The 203-nt window shown below is 68.5% G+C and carries 1 protein-coding gene; it reads left to right on the top strand.

The window, feature by feature from the left end:
- Positions 1-9: 9 nt before the first annotated feature.
- Positions 10-203, top strand: a 194-nt coding sequence (locus tag WA788_RS35980) for an acyltransferase domain-containing protein (protein ID WP_443034156.1), incomplete at its 3' end; no start/stop codon positions are given.

Genomic DNA, 203 nt, shown 5'->3' on the forward strand with positions numbered 1-203 from the left:
TTTGCGGGTGTGGGGGTTGCGGCGGTGAATGGTCCGCGTGCGGTGGTGGTGTCGGGGGTGGAGGACGAAGTGCTGGCGGTCGCGGAGGCGTTGGCCGCGAAGGGTGCGCGGACGCGGCGGTTGCGGGTGTCGCATGCGTTTCATTCGCCGTTGATGGAGCCGATGTTGGCGGAGTTCGGCGAGGTTGTCGCGAGCGTGGAGAG

It is taken from the genome of Streptomyces sp. CA2R106, assembly GCF_037034245.1.
Taxonomy (GTDB): domain Bacteria; phylum Actinomycetota; class Actinomycetes; order Streptomycetales; family Streptomycetaceae; genus Actinacidiphila.